Origin of the sequence: Acidovorax sp., from assembly GCF_046339755.1 — a bacterium.
In the GTDB taxonomy this organism is placed as follows: domain Bacteria; phylum Pseudomonadota; class Gammaproteobacteria; order Burkholderiales; family Burkholderiaceae_C; genus Acidovorax.
This window is the reverse complement of record NZ_JBKDTZ010000168.1, coordinates 1-17,081: the sequence shown is the minus strand read 5'-3', so window position 1 is coordinate 17,081 and position 17,081 is coordinate 1. Positions and strand designations below refer to the sequence as shown.

Here is a 17,081-nt window from a genome sequence, read left to right as displayed (position 1 = left end):
GCTGATCCTGTGCGTGGTCGGTGGCGCCGTGCTGGCTTCGGTCAAACTCCGGATCCCGAGCTTCATCAAGGCCGGTGCCGTGGTCGCTGCCCTGATGGTGGCTGCGCTGATGCTGGCCATCGACGCCAAGTTCTGGGGCGTTGTGGTGATGGGCGGTGCCGTGATCATCCTGTTCTTCCTGCCCTGGCTGGACTACAGCCCGGTCAGGTCGATCCGCTACCGTCCCGACTGGCACAAGTACCTGTACGGCATCTTCGTGATCAACTTCCTGATTCTGGGTTACCTGGGTGTGCAGCCACCGTCGCCGATCGGCGAGCGCGTCTCGCAGGTGGGTACCTTGTTCTACTTCGGCTTCTTCATCCTGATGCCCTGGTGGAGCCGCCTGGGTACACCCAAGCCGGTGCCTGACCGTGTGACCTTTGCCGCGCACTGAGCGGGAGACAAGAACAATGAAGAAACTCATCCTCACGCTGATCGCAGCCCTGGGCATTGTTTCGGGTGCAGCGCAGGCCGCCGAAGGCGGCATCGCCTGGGACAAGGCGCCCAACAAGACCAATGACCTGGCATCGCTGCAAAACGGCGCCAAGATCTTCGTCAACTACTGCCTGAGCTGCCATTCGGCGGCGTTCATGCGCTACAACCGTCTGAAGGACATCGGCCTGACCGAGCAGGAGATCAAGGACAACCTGCTGTTCACGACCGACAAGGTCGGCGAGACCATGAAGGCGTCCATCGATCCCAAGCAGGCCAAGGAATGGTTCGGCGCCAACCCGCCCGACCTGACCGTGATCGCGCGTTCGCGTGCCGGCCATGGCGGCACAGGGGCGGACTACCTGTACACCTTCCTGCGCACCTTCTACCGCGACGACACCAAGGCCACGGGCTGGAACAACCTAGCATTCCCGAGCGTGGGCATGCCGCATGCGCTGTGGCAGATGCAGGGCGATCGCCGTCCCGTGTTCGAGGAGCACGAAAGCCATGGCCACAAGACGCAAGTGTTCAAGGGTTGGCAGCAAGTGACTCCGGGTACCATGTCGCCCCTGCAGTTCGACCAGAATGTCGGCGATCTCGTGAACTACCTGCAATGGATGGCCGAGCCCGCGCAGAACACCCGCATCCGTGTCGGTGTCTGGGTGCTGATCTTCCTGGGTGTCTTCACGGTCATTGCCTGGAGACTGAACGCTTCCTTCTGGAAAGACGTCAAATAAACAGCCGGATCCATCTGCCCCATCTTTCTTTTTGGAAGATGGGGTCGGGTCTTTACAGAGTGGGCGCTTTTGGCTCCCACTCTTTTGATTTTTAGGAGCCTCACACCATGATGGTGCTTTACTCGGGAACGACCTGTCCCTTCTCCCACCGCTGCCGCTTCGTTCTGTTCGAAAAGGGCATGGATTTCGAAATCCGCGATGTGGACCTGTACAACAAGCCCGAAGACATCAGCGTGATGAACCCTTACGGCCAGGTGCCCATCCTGGTCGAGCGCGACCTGATCCTGTACGAGTCGAACATCATCAACGAGTACATCGACGAGCGCTTCCCGCACCCGCAACTGATGCCTGGCGACCCGGTGGACCGTGCCCGCGTGCGCCTGTTCCTGCTCAATTTCGAGAAGGAACTGTTCGTGCACGTGAACATCCTGGAGTCGCGCGCGACCAAGGGCAATGAAAAGGCGCTGGAAAAGGCGCGTGCCCACATCCGTGACCGCCTGACGCAGCTGGCCCCCGTGTTCCTCAAGAACAAGTACATGCTGGGCGACAACTTCTCCATGCTGGATGTGGCCATTGCCCCGCTGCTGTGGCGCCTGGACTACTATGGCATCGACCTGAGCAAGAATGCGGCCCCGCTGCTCAAGTATGCCGAGCGCATCTTCTCGCGCCCGGCCTACATCGAAGCGCTGACGCCTTCCGAAAAGGTCATGCGCAAGTAACGCGCGTGCGCCATCGTCCGTCCCTGAACGCCTGCCCCTAGCCCATGAATGCCACGGAATCCACGTCCACACGCCCCTACCTGATCCGCGCCCTGTACGAATGGTGCACGGACAACGGGCTCACGCCCTACGTGGCGGTGCGGGTGGACGATTCCGTGCAGGTGCCGCGCGAATACGTCAACGATGGCGAGATCGTCTTGAACATCAGCTATGACGCCACCAGCGCATTGCAACTGGGCAACGACTTCATCGAGTTCAAGGCCCGTTTCGGTGGCAAGCCGCGCGAGATCCTGGTGCCTGTGGGCCGGGTGATCGCCATCTATGCGCGCGAAAACGGGCAGGGCATGGCGTTTCCGCCACCGGTGGACAACCTCGTGGGCGGCGCCCAGCCGCAGGGCCTTTCGGTACCGGTGTCTGCGCCCGCCGAACTGTCCCAGGTGCCGCCGGTGGTTGCGGCGCCATCGGCATCGCCAGCAGATGACCGTGTGGTCCACCTGGTGCCGGGCGAGTCCACCGCTGGCGATGGCGGCGATGGCGGCGATGGCAACCCGCCGCGGCCTTCGCCCTCGGGCGGTGGCAGCCGCCCGGCGCTCAAGCGGGTGAAATGAGCCCAGACACCCCTCGCTTCGTTTTTCGGGCTGTTTTTGCAGGATAAAATCCAGCCTTCGCCGGTTTAGCTCAGTTGGTAGAGCACCCGCCTTGTAAGCGGTAGGTCGTCAGTTCGATTCCGACAACCGGCACCATCTTTCTTACTTTCCCTCCCCCTTTATTCTTCCGCCGCAAGGGCAGCGTTCATCCGCATGTCGTGTGGGGAATGGATGCTGCGGCGGCACGCCTTGGGGTGACTGCCATATCCATTTGGCAGCTTTTTGACAAGCAACTGATTGGCGTTGGGCCTGTTTTTCAGGTTTGAACTTTCAGCCGAATGGAGTTAACCTCCCACCCCCGGCTGCGCAAGTGCGCCTGCAGAGCAGGCAGCAGTTGCCGGATCTTGGCCGCGGCGGCATTGCTCTTGACCAGCAGGCACCAGGTGCTCTCATCGATGGGGCCGGCCTGGACGGACTGGCGCAGGCCGGCAGGTAACAACAATTCAATGGCCTTGAGCCGATCGCTGGAGTCGCGAGTCATTGCGGTGAGCATGTGCAGCGTGGGGGATTCCTCGCTGGCTTGCTGTAGGGTGACGGCGTGGTGGCGGCGGGTCATGGGGATGCGCCGGTGGGCGTGGAGATGTCGTAGTGCACCTGATTATCACGGACGCCCGTTTGGCGCGCAGCCGCGCCATTCACTTGTCAGGAGTCCGCCTTGTGCTGGCGGGCCTGGTTCTTTCGCTTGGACTCATGGTGACGGCCGCCGGCATGTACCACTGGGTCTTCCTCAAAGGTGCACGTGAGGGCTGGCCGGTCTTCGGCACCCTCGTTCGCCTGGTGGTGAAGGACGAATTCGCCGAGCGCGACCGCTTCATGCGCGCCAACCTCGATGCCATGGCCAAGCGCGTGGGGGAGATGCAGGCGCGCATGGTGCAGCTCGAATCCCTGGGCGAGCGCGTGCTGGGGCTGGCGGGCATGCCACCCACCGAACTGCGCAGCGATGGGCGCGGTGGTGCCCTGGTGAGCGCCCACAACCTGAGCATGGAAGAGTTGCAGGCCACGCTCGATGACCTGGAGCGCCTGACCAACCAGCGTGTGGACCTGATGACGGTGATGGAGTCGCGCCTGTTCGACCAGCACATCCGCAAGAAGATGGTTCCCACGCACGCGCCCGTGGCGGGCAAGCTGCCTGGCTCCTCCTTCGGCTGGCGCATCGATCCGATCACGGGGCAGTCGGCTTTGCATACCGGGCTCGACTTCCAGGCCGACACAGGCACGCCCATCCTGGCGGCGGCAGGTGGCGTGGTCATCACGCAGGAGTACCACTCCGCCTACGGCAACATGATCGAGGTGGACCATCGCAACCAGTTGGAGACGCGCGAAGCCCAGGCTTCGCGTACCCTCGTGAAGCAAGGGTACATCGTCAAACGCGGGCAGAAGATCGCCGAGGTGGGTACCACCGGGCGTTCCACGGGCCCGCATCTGCATTTCGAAGTGCTGGTGCAGGGGGTTTTCCAGGACCCGCAGAAGTTTCTCAGCGCCGGCAGCGCGGTGGCTGGCGGGCAGGTTGCCACCGCGCAAAGGCCGGGCCTGGTGGCTGCTTCCGGCAACCCTGCGGCAGGCAGGTAAAATCGCGGGTCCGGCGTTCGCCGCCCACGGCAGTGCAGTTCTTGCAATACCGGGCGGCGGACCCACCTGATCTCAATTCATCTTAGGGGTTTCGGTCGCTTCGCGCGCTGCTGGCAGCGGGTGGGGCGGTCCTGTTCGCATGGCCACCAACTTCCTTACCAAACTATTCGGCAGCCGCAATGACCGGCTTCTCAAGCAATACCGCAAGACGGTTGCCCGCATCAATGCGATGGAGCCCGACTACGAGAAGCTGACGGACGAGGCGCGTCGCGCCAAGACGCAGGAGTTCAAGGACCGGGTGGCCAAGGGCGAGTCGCTGGACGACATCCTGCCCGAGGCGTTTGCAGTGGTGCGCGAGGGCTCCAAGCGCATCATGAAGATGCGCCACTTCGATGTGCAGCTGCTGGGCGGCATGGCGCTGCACTTCGGCAAGATCGCTGAAATGCGCACGGGGGAGGGCAAGACCCTGACCGCCACGCTGCCGGTGTACCTCAATGCCCTTTCGGGCAAGGGCGTGCATGTGGTGACCGTGAACGACTACCTGGCCAACCGCGATGCGCAGTGGATGGGGCGGCTGTACAACTTCCTGGGCCTTTCGGTGGGCATCAACCTGCCCAACATGCCGCGCGAGGAGAAGCAGGCTGCCTACCGTGCGGACATCACCTACGGTACGAACAACGAGTATGGCTTCGACTACCTGCGTGACAACATGGTCTACGAAGCCGCAGACCGTGTGCAGCAGGGCCTGAACTTCGCCATCGTCGACGAGGTGGACTCGATCCTGATCGACGAAGCGCGCACGCCCCTGATCATCAGCGGCCAGGCCGAAGACCACACGGCGATGTACATCGCCATGAACAAGGTGGTGCCCACGCTCGTGCGCCAAGAAGGGGAAGCCGACCCGCGCACTGGCGAGGGTGTGACCAAGCCCGGCGACTTCACACTGGACGAGAAGACCCACCAGGTGTTCCTGACCGAGCAGGGCCACGAGACCGCAGAGCGCATTCTGGCCAGCCATGGCCTGATCGCCGAAGGCGCTTCGGTCTACGACCCGGCCAACATCACGCTCATGCACCACCTGTATGCGGCGCTGCGTGCCAACCACCTGTACCACCGCGACCAGCACTACGTGGTGCAGAACGGCGAGATCGTGATCGTCGATGAATTCACCGGCCGCCTGATGTCGGGCCGCCGCTGGAGCGATGGCCTGCACCAGGCCGTCGAAGCCAAGGAAGGCGTGAATATCCAGGCCGAGAACCAGACGCTGGCCTCGATCACCTTCCAGAACTACTTCCGCCTGTACAGCAAGCTGGCCGGCATGACTGGCACGGCCGACACCGAAGCCTACGAATTCCAGGAAATCTACGGCCTGGAAACCACGGTGATCCCGCCCAACCGTCCCAGCCGCCGCGACGACCAGCTCGACCGTGTCTACAAGACCACGCGCGAGAAGTACGAAGCCGCGATCAAGGACATCCGCGAATGCCATGAGCGTGGCCAGCCCGTGCTGGTGGGTACCACGTCGATCGAGAACTCCGAAATCATCGACCAGCTGCTCAACAAGGAAGGCCTGCCGCACCAGGTGCTCAACGCCAAGCAGCATGCCCGCGAGGCCGACATTGTGGCCCAGGCCGGCCGTGCCGGCATGATCACCATCGCCACCAACATGGCAGGGCGTGGTACCGACATTGTGCTGGGCGGCAACATCGAGAAGCTGATCGCTGCCGTCGAGGCGGACGGGTCGCTGGACGAGGCCGGTCGCGAAGCCCGGATCGCCCAGCTGCGTGCCGACTGGGCCGTGGACCATGAAAAGGTCAAGGCCCTGGGTGGCCTGCGCATCATCGCCACCGAGCGCCATGAGTCGCGCCGCATCGACAACCAGTTGCGCGGCCGTTCGGGCCGCCAGGGCGATCCCGGCTCCTCGCGTTTCTATCTGGGTCTGGATGATTCGCTGATGCGCATCTTCGCGGGCGACCGCGTCAAGGCCATCATGGACCGCCTGAAGATGCCCGATGGCGAGGCCATCGAGGCCGGCATCGTGACCCGCAGCATCGAATCGGCGCAGCGCAAGGTGGAAGCCCGCAACTTCGACATCCGCAAGCAATTGCTGGAATACGACGATGTGGCCAACGACCAGCGCAAGGTGATCTACCAGCAGCGCAACGAAATCCTGGATTCGGCCGACCTGTCGGACATGATCGCTGCCATGCGCGATGACTGTATGACCGACCTGGTGCGCCAGTATGTGCCGGCCGAGTCGGTCGAGGAGCAGTGGGACATCCCCACACTGCAGAAGGTGCTGGCCGACGAGTGGCAAGTGCAGATCGACCTCAAGGCCATCGTCGAGGGATCGAGCGCCATTACCGACGAAGAGATCCTGGAGAAGGTGGTGCAGGCCGCCAAGGATGCCTTCGATGCCAAGGTGGAGCAGGTAGGCCTTGCCAACTTCACGCAGTTCGAGCGTGTGGTGCTGCTGCAGAATTTCGACTCCAACTGGCGCGACCACCTGAGCTCGCTCGATTACCTGCGCCAGGGCATCCACCTGCGCGGCTACGCCCAGAAGCAGCCCAAGCAGGAATACAAGCGCGAAGCCTTCGAGCTGTTCCGCCAGCTGATCGACCAGGTCAAGAACGAAGTCACCAAGGTGCTGATGACCGTGCAGGTGCAGTCGCAGGCCCAGCTGGACCAGGCGGCGCAGGACATGGAGAGCCGCGCCGAAAGCATCGCCAACGTGACCTACACGGCACCGACCGAGACCGGCGAGGTGGAAACCACGCTGGAGCAGCGCCAGGCCGCCGGTGCCCAGGAGTTGCCATTGCCCGAAGGCGTGCGGGTGGCACGCAATGACCCCTGCCCTTGCGGCAGTGGCAAGAAGTACAAGCAGTGCCACGGCAAGCTGGCCTGATTTTCTGACAGGTACAACACGGGCTTCGGCCCGTGTTTTCATTGGTGCGCCACGGTTTTCCGCATAATCGGACGCAAGTTTTCCTTCCGAAAGAGCTTCTCCCATGCCCGTTCATCTTCTTCCCCCCGTTGCCGCCGATCTGCATCCGATTGCCGGTGTCCGTATCGGTGTTGCCGAAGCCGGTGTCCGCAAGGCCAATCGCAAGGACCTCACCGTCTTCCTGCTGGACGAGGGCGCCAGCGTGGCGGGCGTGTTCACGCAGAACCGTTTTTGTGCCGCGCCGGTGCAGGTCGGCCGCGAGCACCTGGCTGGCGGGCAAGGCATCCGCGCGATGGTGATCAACACGGGCAATGCCAATGCCGGTACTGGAGCGGACGGCCTGGCACGCGCCCGCTCGACCTGCGTGGCATTGGCCAGGCAGTTGAACGTGGCGCCCGAGCAGGTGCTGCCTTTCTCCACCGGCGTGATCATGGAGCCGCTGCCGGTGGACCGCATCGAGGCTGGCCTGCCGGCGGCCATTGCCGATGCGCAGCCGGGCCACTGGGCGCGTGCCGCCGAGGGCATCATGACCACCGACACGCTGCCAAAGGCCTTCTCGGCCCAGGTGCAGATCGCGGGCACGACCGTGTCCATCACCGGCATCAGCAAGGGTGCCGGCATGATCCGCCCCAACATGGCTACCATGCTGGGCTTCATGGCCACCGATGCGGCAGTGCATCCCTCGGTCATGCAGCAGTTGGCGCGCGAGTTGGCCGATGGCTCGTTCAACCGCGTGACCATTGACGGTGACACCTCGACCAACGACTCCTTCGTGGTCGTGGCCACGAACAAGGCGGCGCATGCGCCCATCACCGACCTGGCCAGCGCCGAAGGCAAGGCCTTGCAGGCTGCGATGCTGCAGGTCGCGCAAAAGCTGGCCCAGGCCATCGTGCGCGATGGCGAAGGTGCCACCAAGTTCATCACGGTGCGCGTCGAAGGTGGCAAGACCGGCGACGAGTGCCGCAAGGTGGCCTACGCCATCGCCCATTCGCCCCTGGTCAAGACGGCCTTCTTCGCCAGCGATCCGAACCTGGGCCGCATTCTGGCGGCCGTTGGCTACGCTGGCATCGACGACCTGGACCAGACGGGCATCGACCTGTACCTGGACGACGTGCACGTGGCCGTGAAGGGTGGGCGCAACCCGACCTACCGCGAGGAAGATGGCCAGCGCGTGATGAAGCAAAGCGAGATCACCGTGCGCGTGCTGCTGGGCCGGGGCGATGCGGCTGACACCGTGTGGACCTGCGACTTCAGCCACGAGTACGTGACCATCAACGCGGACTACCGCTCCTGAGATCGCGAGGCCCCGGCCCATGAACCACGCACTGGAACACCTGATCGCGCGCGCGGAGCAACTGATCACGCGCATCGAAGCGGCCTTGCCGCAGCCCCTCTCGGCACCCGACTGGACGGCCTCGATCGCCTGGCGCTACCGCAAGCGCAGCAGCGGCCACGGCATGCTGGAGCCTGTGCGCCACGTGGCGGCGATGGCGCTCACCGAGCTCAAGGAGATCGACGGGCAAAAGGACAAGATCGAACGCAACACGCGCCAGTTCGTGGACGGCAAGCCTGCCAACAACGTGCTGCTCACTGGCGCGCGCGGTACGGGCAAGTCCTCGCTGATCAAGGCCTGCCTGAATGCCTTCGCCCCCCAGGGCTTGCGCCTGATCGAGGTGGACAAGGCCGATCTGACCGACCTGCCCGATATCGTGGACGTGGTCTCGGGCCGGCCCGAGAAGTTCATCGTCTTTTGCGACGACCTGAGCTTCGAGGAGGGCGAGCCCGGCTACAAGGCGCTCAAGTCCATCCTCGATGGGTCGGTCGCCGCCGCCACGCCCAACGTGCTGATCTACGCGACCAGCAACCGCCGCCACCTGCTGCCCGAGTACATGGCCGAGAACCTGACCTACACGCACAGCGAGGATGGTGAGGTGCACCCGGGTGAGGTGGTCGAGGAAAAGATCTCGCTGTCGGAGCGCTTTGGCCTGTGGGTGAGCTTCTACCCGTTCAGCCAGGACGAGTACCTGACCATCGTGGCGCAGTGGCTCTCGTCGCTGGGTGTCGCGGCGGATGACATTGCGGCGGCCCGTCCCCAGGCCCTGATCTGGGCACTGGAGCGTGGTTCCCGCAGCGGTCGGGTGGCCTACCAGTTCGCGCGCGACTATGCGGGGCGCAACGGTGGCTGAGCCCGTGGCAGGCGAGGCGGCGGTGCGCAAGCACACCGAAGTGGCCGTGGGCATCCTGGTGCGCCCGGACGGCGCCTTGCTGCTGTCCACCCGCCCGCCAGGCAAGCCTTATGCGGGCTATTGGGAGTTTCCGGGCGGCAAGCTGGAAGAGGGCGAGACCGTGGAGCAGGCACTTCGGCGCGAGCTCGTCGAGGAACTCGGCGTGACCATCGGCCCTGCCGAGGTCTGGAAGGTCACCGAGCATGACTATCCCCACGCGCTGGTGCGCCTGCATTGGTGCAAGGTGCATTCATGGACGGGTGAGTTCGAGATGCGCGAGGGCCAGGAAATGGCTTGGCAGCAGCTGCCGCTGGTCGTCCAACCGGTGTTGCCGGGTGCCTACCCGGTGCTGGAATGGCTGTCCAAGGAGCGGGGTCTGGTCTTCGTTCCGCCAGAACCAGCCAGCGCCTGAATGACTCGATCAGTGCTGTAGCTTGGGATCGCCGTACTGGGCATCGGCAGGGGGCGCCTCGGCCGGCATGCGGAAGTCTTCGCTGGCCCAGGCGCCCAGGTCCACCTGCTTGCAGCGCTCGCTGCAGAAGGGGCGGTAGGCGTTGGCAGGACTGTAGATGCTGTCACCTCCGCATGTGGGGCAGACGACGATGCGGGCCGTGGTATCGCTCGATTTGGGTGGTTGGGCCATGGTGAGCGTCTCCTTCATGCGCACAGGGTGAGCTCGAACGCGGCATCCTCGGCGCAGGAATGCAGCCGGCCATCGGCTTCCTGTCGCATGAGCCGCACCGAGACGATCAGCCGGTTTCCGCTGATCTCAGGGATGAGCCCCAGCGACGGGTCCATGCGCAGGCGCAGCAACTGGAAGGTGCGGCCCTGGGGCAGGTTTTGCTGGAACTGGCCACGCTCTGCCGCCACCTTCTGCGGTACGCCGGAGTCGCGCAGCAGCTTGAGCAGCACGTAGATCGACTCGGCCAGGGGCGCGAGCGTGGAGGCCCATTCCTGCAGCGCATTCTGGCGGTAGCCCACGTCACGGTGCTGCCAGGCGTAGTAGGCGGGCAGATCGAACCCGCAGGTGCCGCCCGGAATGCCGACGCGGCTGCGGATGCTCATCAGCCAGTCGTTTTCCGTGAGGGCATGGCCGGACTTGCCATTCTGGGTATTCAATGCCGTGAAGCAATGGTCGAGCTGGGCAATGACAGCTTCCAGCGCGGCTTCCGAGATCGACGGGTTGCCCCGATAGCCTTCCAGCTGGTGCTTGTGCTTTTCGATGTCCTTGAGCACGTCCGACTTCAGGTCGGCGCGCGAGGCCACATCCATGATCTCGAAGATCGTGACCAGCGCAAAGTGGTGGTCCAGGGCGTGGGAGCGCGGGATCAGTTCGCCGAGCCGGCGAAACAGTTGCTCCAGACGCAGGTACGTCCTGAGGCGCTCATTGAAAGGGTATTCGTAAAGGATCACGCTGGCGGGTTCCCGGGGCTCTCAGGGGGTGTTCTGTGGCACCGTTGGCGTGCACCCCGCAAAGACAGGGCGCACCGGGCTGCGCATGCATCATAGCCCGAACAGCTGCCCAAGCTGCACGGCCTGGGCCTGCAATTGCGTCAATGTGCAGTGCGGGCCGTTGAACACTACGGCATCGGCCGCTGCACGGCGCACCGGTCGCTGGGCCTGGTGCGACAGGATGGCTTGCACGGCCTCCCGCGCAAGGCCGTTGCGCTGCACCACGCGCTCGATCTGGGTTTTCGCGGGGCAGTCGATCACCACCACGGCATCGAGCTGCCGGGCCCAGCGCCCGGATTCCACGAGCAGGGGGATGTCGTGCACGATCAGCCGCTTTCCGTCGTGCAGGGCCTGGCGGGCCTGCTCGGCGCTGTGCTGCGTCACCAGAGGGTGCACGATGGATTCGAGGCGCAGCCGGGCATCGGCGTCGGAGAAGGCCAGGGTGCGCATGCGGGCCCTGTCGAGCGCGCCCGCGGCATCGACATAGTCGGGGCCGAAGGTCTGGCGGATCGCGTTGATGGCGGTGCCGCCCGGGCCCGTCACGCTGCGCGCGATCTGGTCGGCGTCGATCAGCGCCGCGCCCAGGGAGGCCAGCAGCTGGCCGAAGGTGCTCTTGCCGCTGCCGATTCCCCCGGTCAGGCCGATGCGCATGCTCTACAGCCCCAGCCGACCCAGCACCGCCTGGAGAATCGCCTCAGGGGTGAATACCATCGAGGCCAGCCCGGCCCCTACGAGGAAGGGGCCGAAAGGCACATAGCCTCCTTCGCGCAGCTGGTTCCGGAATTTCATGGCCAGACCCACGATGGCGCCAATCACCGATGCCATAAGGATGATCGGCACCAGGGCCTGCCAGCCAAACCAGGCGCCGAGCGCGGCGAACAACTTGAAGTCGCCATAGCCCATGCCCTCCTTGCCGGTGGCCAGCTTGAAGCCCCAGTACACAAGCCACAAGGAGAGGTAGCCTGCGGCCGATCCCGCTATCGATGTGGCCGGGGCCAGGCCCGTCCACCCCAGCGTGGACCCGATCAAGCCCGCCCACAGCAAGGGCAGGGTGATGTCGTCAGGCAGCAGGGTCGTGTCCCAATCGATCATGGCAAGTGCCACCATCGCTGCGGCGAAAAGGCACCAGGCCAGGGTGGGTGCAGACAGCCCTCCCCCATGTCCCAGAAAGGCAAACAGGCCTGCTGTACCCAATTCCACCAAGGGGTAGCGCACGCTGATGCGCACCCCGCAGGACGAGCAATTGCCGCGCAGGAACAGATAGCTCAGGACAGGAATGTTCTCATACCACTGCACCATGTGCCCACAGGCCGGGCAGCGCGAGCGCGGCACCATAAGGTTGAAGGGCTCTGCCGGGGGCTGCTGCGGTGCTTCGATGGCTTGGGCAGCCGCTGAGCCTGGGGACAGCCGCGCTGCCTGTTCTGCCGCGTATGCCGCCACTTCTTCGTTCCACTGCCGCTCCATCATCTTGGGCAGCCGGTAGATCACCACATTCAGAAAACTGCCGATCAACAGGCCCAGCACGCCGAACAGCGCGGCGCTCCACCACGGATCCAGGAGCATCAAATGACCTGGCCGAGCTTGAAGATGGGCAGGTACATCGACACCACGATTCCACCGATCAGGGTGCCCAGGAAAACGATGATGATGGGCTCCATCAGGCTGGAAAGGCCTGCGACCATTTCGTCGACCTCGGCTTCGTAGAAATCGGCGGCCTTGCCCAGCATATGGTCGATTGAACCGGATTCTTCACCGATCGCGCACATCTGCAGCACCATCGACGGAAAGATATTGGCATTGCCCATGGCCGCAGTGAGGCTGGTGCCAGTGGAGACTTCCTGCTGGATCTTTTCGGTGGCCACAACGTAGACCGAATTGCCTGAAGCACCACCCACGGAATCGAGCGCCTCCACCAGCGGCACGCCAGCTGCGAACATTGTGGCCAATGTCCGGGTCCAGCGGGCCACGCAGGATTTATCGATCAGGGCACCGAAAATTGGAATTTTCAGAAGAACCCGGTCCATGAAGCGTTGCATTTTCTCATTGCGGCGCCATGCCTGCATGAAAAAATAGAAACCGCCGCCAATGACGCCGAAGATCAGCCACCACCATTTGACGAACACGTCGCTGATACCCATCACGAGAAGGGTCGGTGCCGGCAGATCTGCGCCAAAGGAGGCGAAAACGTCCTTGAACGCAGGAATCACAAAAATCATGATCACCGTGACCACGACGAAGGCCACGATGACCACAGAGATGGGGTACATCAAGGCCGACTTGATCTTGGACTTGATGGCCTCGGTCTTCTCCATGTAGGTCGCCAGGCGGTCCAGCAGGGCTTCCAGGATACCGGCCGCTTCGCCGGCCTCCACCAGGTTGCAGTAGAGGGTATCGAAGTACAGCGGATGCTTGCGGAAGGCGGCATTCAGCGAGGTGCCTGTCTCCACATCGGTGCGGATGTCGTTGAGCAGCTTGGTTACGCTGGGATTGGTGTTGCCGCGGCCGACAATGTCGAACGACTGCAGCAGCGGCACACCGGCCTTCATCATGGTGGCCAGCTGGCGCGTGAACAAGGCAATGTCCTTGGGCTTGATCTTCTTGCCCGACCTCATGCGCCGTTTCTTGATCTTGGTCGGAAACACGCCCTGGCGGCGCAAGGTGGCCTGGACCTGGTTTTCGCCCCCCGCGCGGATTTCTCCACGCACGATCTTGCCGGAGCGGTCCTTGCCTTCCCATTCGAAGACGAAATCCTTGATGTCCTTGGTTGCTGCTGCAGTTGCCATGGTGTTCCCCGTCGCTATTCTGTAATGCTTATTCGTTGGTCACGGCCAGCACCTCTTCAAGAGAGGTCAGGCCCAGCTTGGCCTTGTGCAGGGCAGCCTCGCGCAGGGACCGCACGCCTTCGTTCCTGGCCTGCTCGGCAATCTCCAGGGCGCTGCCGTCGCGCAGGATGATCCGCTGGATTTCTTCGGAGATGGGCATCACCTGGTAGATGCCGACCCGGCCCTTGTACCCATTGTTGCAGGCCGAGCAGCCCACGGGCTTGTAGGGGACCCAGGAGCCGTCCAGTTCTTCATCGGGATAGCCCGCATCGACCAGCGCTTCGTGGGGTATGTCCGCGGGTGCCTTGCACACAGGGCAAAGTCGACGGGCCAAGCGTTGGGCGGTAATCAGGATGACGCTGGATGCAATATTGAACGGCGCAATGCCCATGTTGCGCATCCGCGTGAGCGTCGTCGGGGCATCGTTGGTGTGCAGCGTGGATAGCACCAAGTGACCGGTCTGGGCGGCCTTGATCGAAATATCGGCCGTCTCCAGATCGCGGATTTCCCCCACCATGATGATGTCGGGATCCTGGCGCAGAAAGGACTTGAGCGCCACCGCGAATGTCAGACCCGCCTTGTCGTTGACGTTCACCTGGTTCACGCCCGGCAGGTTGATTTCCGATGGGTCTTCTGCCGTGGCGATGTTCACCCCCGGCTTGTTCAGCAGGTTCAGGCAGGTGTACAGAGACACCGTCTTGCCCGAGCCGGTCGGGCCGGTCACCAGAATCATGCCGTAAGGGCGGCTGATGGCGTCGAGCAGGCGCGCCTTCTCTTCGGGCTCGTAGCCTAGCGCGTCAATGCCCAGCTTGGCGCTGGAGGGATCCAGAATACGGATCACGATCTTCTCGCCGAACAGCGTGGGCAAGGTACTCACCCGAAAATCGATCACCCGGTCGGGGCCGATTTTCAGTTTCATCTTTCCGTCTTGGGGCACGCGCTTTTCGGAAATATCCATGCGCGAAATCACCTTGATACGCGATGCCAGCTTGTCCTTGATGGCGATTGGCGGCGAGGTGATTTCCCGGAGCTCGCCGTCAATGCGGAAACGCACGCGGTACTGGTGCTCATAAGGCTCGAAATGCAGATCGGATGCCCGCATATTGAAGGCATCCAGCAGCATCTTGTGCAGGAACTTGACGACCGGGGCATCCTCGACGTCGGAAGCGCCGGCATCGGCCGGGTCCGCCGCTTCTTCGATCGGGATATCGTCGAATTCAAAGTCGTTCCCGCTGGTCATGCCTTCCATCGACTCGCTTGTCGACTTCGTGCTGCTTTCCACCAGGCGATTCAACTTGTCATATTCGGCAATAATCCAGTCCACTCCCATCTGGGTCGTGAACTTGATTTTCTCGGCGGCCTCCTGGTCCGTGGGGTCAGCGGTTGCAACGATCAGCCGGTTGTTGCGCTTGCTCAGCACCACCACCCGGTAGGATTGGCAGATCTTGACGTCCAGCAGGTCCTTGGGCAGCCGCAGGGGGTCGATGGCCTCCAGGTCCAGCAGGGGGGCTCCGAAAACGGCGGATACCGTATGGGCCAGATCGGTGGCCGACACAACGCCCGAGCCCGTTAATTCCGCAATAAAGCTGGTCCGGTTGACTTGTGACTTTTTGTAAATATCTTCGGCTGCTTTTTGGGTCAGCTTTCCCGCAGACATCAACGCCCGGCCCAAGCCCGGAAGGGCTATTGCAGGTGTTTCTTTCTGAGCAGTATCTACAGCAGCCATGTAACCGGTAATGTGTTAGGAATTGAACAGCAGGCCATCCTATCATCGCCTATCGGCAAAGACCTGTACAGCGCTGCATATTGGCGCCTGAACCACAGTTGGAAATGGATTTGTGTGCAAAGCCGACCACCGCAGGTGGCTGGTCGGGGTGAGAGGATTCGAACCTCCGGCCTCTACGTCCCGAACGTAGCGCTCTACCAGGCTAAGCTACACCCCGTGTGGCGCCCGTGGGGCGCCTGAACCGGCCGGGCGTCGGGGCAATGCCCTAGGCGCGGCGGTCCAGCAATTGAGATGCCAAGTGTAGCAAACCAGCGGTGTATTCGTTGTCGGGAAAGGCCTGCAGGGCCGCAATGGCCCGGCGGGCCTCCGAGACCGCTGCGGCCCGGGTGACTTCCAGTGCGCCCGTCTCCCGGACGATGGCGATGATGGCGGGGAGCTGTTCGGTGGAGCCCTGCTCGATGGCTTCGCGGATGATCGCCGCCTGTGCCGCCGCGCCGCGCTGCATTGCGGCGATCAGAGGCAGGGTGGATTTGCCCTCGCGCAGGTCATCCCCGAGGTTCTTGCCCATCTCGCTGGCGTTGCCATCGTAGTCAAGCACATCGTCGATGATCTGGAAGGCGGTTCCCAGGGCTTGGCCGTACATTGCGCAGGCTTCCTCCAGCTCGGGTGGGCTGCCCGCCAGGATGGCACCCAGGCGTGCGCTCGCCTCGAAGAGCTTGGCGGTCTTGGAGCGGATGACCCGCAGGTAGCCCTCTTCATCCAGCGAGGCATCGTGCATGTTCATGAGCTGCTGCACTTCTCCCTCGGCGATCACGTTCGTGGCTTCCGAGAGGATCTCCATGACCCGCATGCTTCCGGTCTCGACCATCATCTGAAAGGAGCGGGTGTGCAGAAAGTCGCCCACCAGCACGCTGGCCGGGTTTCCGAAGGTTTCGTTGGCCGTCGCGCGGCCGCGCCGCAGGGTCGACGCGTCCACCACATCGTCGTGCAGCAGGGTGGCAGTGTGGATCAGTTCCACCACAGCCGCCAGGCCGAAGCGGTGCACGCCGCGGTAGCCCAGGGCGCCGCACACCAGCAGCAAAAGCGCGGGGCGCAGGCGCTTGCCGCCCGCCGCGATGATGTACTGCGAAATCTGTGCGACCAGGGGGACGGAGGAAGTCAAGCGTGCGGCAATCACCCGGTCCACCTCGTGCATGTCGGCAGCGATGAGCGTGAGTGCGGGCGTGGCGGCTGTTGGAGAGTGATCAGTCAAGATAGGAGCGCTCGAAGTGCAGCGGATTATAGGAACGGCCATGGCCTTCCCGCCCTGGCGGCAGGCCACGTCCGTTGCGGATGTCGCTGGCTTGCCACGATCTTGAGGCTATGCTAAACTGGCGGGCTCTGCAGAAATTCGTCTGCAGAACTCAAATCAAGAGGTCAACATGTACGCGGTCATAAAAACCGGCGGCAAGCAGTATCGCGTTGCTTCCGGCGAAAAAATTAAAGTAGAACAGATTGCTGCGGACGTAGGCCAGGAAATTGTGATCGACCAGGTTCTGGCTGTCGGCAACGGCGCTGAACTGAAGGTAGGCGCGCCCCTGGTGTCCGGTGCAACGGTCAAAGCCACTGTCGTGGCCCACGGCAAGCACGACAAAGTGCACATCTTCAAGATGCGCCGTCGCAAGCACTATCAGAAACGTCAAGGTCACCGCCAGCAGTTCACCGAACTGCAAATCGGTGTGATCGCTGCTTAAGAAGGAGCTGATGTCATGGCACAGAAAAAAGGCGGC

The 17,081-nt window shown here is 63.1% G+C and carries 17 protein-coding genes, 2 tRNA genes and 1 pseudogene; 11 read left to right on the top strand and 9 right to left on the bottom strand.

Annotated features, from left to right (window positions below):
- From ACK59X_RS14050 to ACK59X_RS14030, 5 genes and pseudogenes are all read left to right on the top strand, one after another.
- Nucleotides 1-433, top strand: a pseudogene (locus tag ACK59X_RS14050) (cytochrome bc complex cytochrome b subunit); the annotation flags it as partial.
- A 16-nt stretch (nt 434-449) separates the two neighbouring features.
- On the top strand, nt 450-1,208 hold the full coding sequence (locus ACK59X_RS14045; protein WP_409957968.1) for a cytochrome c1: 759 nt from the start codon (nt 450-452) through the stop codon (nt 1,206-1,208).
- 107 nt (nt 1,209-1,315) lie between these two features.
- Nucleotides 1,316-1,927 carry a glutathione S-transferase N-terminal domain-containing protein gene (locus tag ACK59X_RS14040; RefSeq protein ID WP_007854512.1) on the top strand — a complete coding sequence of 204 codons (612 nt, stop codon included), beginning with the start codon at nt 1,316-1,318 and terminating at the stop codon, nt 1,925-1,927.
- A gap of 44 nt (nt 1,928-1,971) precedes the next feature.
- Complete coding sequence (locus ACK59X_RS14035) at nt 1,972-2,535, top strand: ClpXP protease specificity-enhancing factor (RefSeq protein WP_409957966.1); 564 nt, start codon at nt 1,972-1,974, stop codon at nt 2,533-2,535.
- Between the two features lie 59 nt (nt 2,536-2,594).
- Nucleotides 2,595-2,670, top strand: a tRNA-Thr gene (locus tag ACK59X_RS14030).
- Between the two features lie 160 nt (nt 2,671-2,830).
- Here the strand turns inward: ACK59X_RS14030 and ACK59X_RS14025 are convergent.
- A complete protein-coding gene (locus tag ACK59X_RS14025; protein ID WP_409957964.1) occupies nt 2,831-3,130 on the bottom strand; it encodes a hypothetical protein in 300 nt (99 codons plus the stop codon).
- 32 nt (nt 3,131-3,162) lie between these two features.
- On the opposite strand from ACK59X_RS14025, the gene ACK59X_RS14020 reads away from it, so the two are divergent.
- From ACK59X_RS14020 to ACK59X_RS14000, 5 genes are all read left to right on the top strand, one after another.
- Entirely contained in the window at nt 3,163-4,143 is a 981-nt protein-coding gene (locus tag ACK59X_RS14020; RefSeq protein WP_409957962.1) for a M23 family metallopeptidase, read from the top strand.
- 139 nt (nt 4,144-4,282) lie between these two features.
- Complete coding sequence (gene secA / locus ACK59X_RS14015) at nt 4,283-7,048, top strand: preprotein translocase subunit SecA (protein WP_409957960.1); 2,766 nt, start codon at nt 4,283-4,285, stop codon at nt 7,046-7,048.
- Nucleotides 7,049-7,151: 103 nt separating this feature from the next.
- Nucleotides 7,152-8,381, top strand: coding sequence for a bifunctional glutamate N-acetyltransferase/amino-acid acetyltransferase ArgJ (gene argJ, locus ACK59X_RS14010; RefSeq protein WP_409957958.1), 1,230 nt, complete (start codon nt 7,152-7,154; stop codon nt 8,379-8,381).
- Nucleotides 8,382-8,400: 19 nt separating this feature from the next.
- Nucleotides 8,401-9,273 carry an ATP-binding protein gene (locus ACK59X_RS14005; RefSeq protein WP_409957956.1) on the top strand — a complete coding sequence of 291 codons (873 nt, stop codon included), beginning with the start codon at nt 8,401-8,403 and terminating at the stop codon, nt 9,271-9,273.
- Complete coding sequence (locus ACK59X_RS14000) at nt 9,251-9,724, top strand: NUDIX domain-containing protein (protein WP_409957954.1); 474 nt, start codon at nt 9,251-9,253, stop codon at nt 9,722-9,724. Before ACK59X_RS14005 ends, ACK59X_RS14000 begins: the two co-directional genes overlap by 23 nt.
- Nucleotides 9,725-9,733: 9 nt before the next feature.
- Here the strand turns inward: ACK59X_RS14000 and ACK59X_RS13995 are convergent, their stop codons facing one another.
- From ACK59X_RS13995 to ACK59X_RS13960, 8 genes are all read right to left on the bottom strand, one after another.
- The gene (locus ACK59X_RS13995) at nt 9,734-9,955 is read right to left on the bottom strand and encodes a DNA gyrase inhibitor YacG (protein ID WP_409957952.1); all 222 of its coding nucleotides are present in this window, start codon (nt 9,953-9,955) and stop codon (nt 9,734-9,736) included.
- A 14-nt stretch (nt 9,956-9,969) separates the two neighbouring features.
- A complete protein-coding gene (gene zapD / locus ACK59X_RS13990) occupies nt 9,970-10,725 on the bottom strand; it encodes a cell division protein ZapD (protein WP_409957950.1) in 756 nt (251 codons plus the stop codon).
- 90 nt (nt 10,726-10,815) lie between these two features.
- Nucleotides 10,816-11,415 (bottom strand): dephospho-CoA kinase, encoded by a 600-nt coding sequence (gene coaE / locus ACK59X_RS13985; RefSeq protein ID WP_409957948.1) that lies wholly within the window; start codon nt 11,413-11,415, stop codon nt 10,816-10,818.
- A 3-nt stretch (nt 11,416-11,418) separates the two neighbouring features.
- Nucleotides 11,419-12,327, bottom strand: a complete 909-nt coding sequence (locus ACK59X_RS13980; protein WP_409957946.1) for a prepilin peptidase — start codon at nt 12,325-12,327, stop codon at nt 11,419-11,421.
- The gene (locus tag ACK59X_RS13975) at nt 12,327-13,547 is read right to left on the bottom strand and encodes a type II secretion system F family protein (RefSeq protein ID WP_409957944.1); all 1,221 of its coding nucleotides are present in this window, start codon (nt 13,545-13,547) and stop codon (nt 12,327-12,329) included. Before ACK59X_RS13975 ends, ACK59X_RS13980 begins: the two co-directional genes overlap by 1 nt.
- Before the next feature lie 28 nt (nt 13,548-13,575).
- Nucleotides 13,576-15,312 (bottom strand): type IV-A pilus assembly ATPase PilB, encoded by a 1,737-nt coding sequence (gene pilB, locus ACK59X_RS13970; protein WP_409957942.1) that lies wholly within the window; start codon nt 15,310-15,312, stop codon nt 13,576-13,578.
- Nucleotides 15,313-15,452: 140 nt separating this feature from the next.
- A tRNA-Pro gene (locus tag ACK59X_RS13965) sits at nt 15,453-15,529 on the bottom strand.
- Nucleotides 15,530-15,577: 48 nt separating this feature from the next.
- On the bottom strand, nt 15,578-16,507 hold the full coding sequence (locus tag ACK59X_RS13960) for a polyprenyl synthetase family protein (protein ID WP_409957970.1): 930 nt from the start codon (nt 16,505-16,507) through the stop codon (nt 15,578-15,580).
- A gap of 226 nt (nt 16,508-16,733) precedes the next feature.
- Here ACK59X_RS13960 and rplU point away from each other — a divergent pair, with 226 nt between their 5' ends.
- The gene (rplU, locus tag ACK59X_RS13955; protein ID WP_409957940.1) at nt 16,734-17,045 is read left to right on the top strand and encodes a 50S ribosomal protein L21; all 312 of its coding nucleotides are present in this window, start codon (nt 16,734-16,736) and stop codon (nt 17,043-17,045) included.
- Nucleotides 17,046-17,081: the final 36 nt, after the last annotated feature.